The organism is Polaromonas sp. P1_G2 (assembly GCF_056405515.1).
Map to the genome: position 1 here is coordinate 1 of NZ_JBFUBY010001010.1, position 483 is coordinate 483.

Genomic DNA, 483 nt, shown 5'->3' on the forward strand with positions numbered 1-483 from the left:
CCATTGCAGATAGGTGTCCTCGGTTTCCTTGACCGGGCGGCCGGTGACCGGGGCTGCGCGTTGCATGCGCGTCTGGTCGACCGGTCTCAATGCCTGGTGGGGATTGTATTCGGTGCGCTTATCGGTGCCTGAGATCGTCACATCGCCCTCTGCAATCCGGCCGGTGGCGCGGTAGACGAAGGCCGATGCGATGCGGTCGAAGGCGGCGTCCTCTTCCTTCGGCCGATGGACGACGTCGCGCATTGGCCGGTCGGGAACAGCAAGCCGGGTGATGCCGCGATCGTTGATGGCATCGAGCACTTCGCGATGGTCCGTGGTCCGGAGGATGATCTCGCGCCGGGCCGGCCAGAAATCGTAGGGCGCATGGGCGCCGTGGCCCTTGCCGATATGGAAGGCATAGATTTCCGGATAGACGGCAAGCGTCGTCCGGCGCGATGGCTTGATGTCGTAATAAGCCATCATCGCCGATTGCAGGAGATGTGT

General features: G+C 63.1%; 1 protein-coding gene. It reads right to left on the reverse strand.

Going from position 1 to position 483, the window contains the following annotated elements:
- Window positions 1–462, reverse strand: a 462-nt coding sequence (locus tag AC1D0P_RS28800) for a hypothetical protein (RefSeq protein WP_477679858.1), incomplete at its 3' end; no start/stop codon positions are given.
- Window positions 463–483 lie beyond the last annotated feature (21 nt).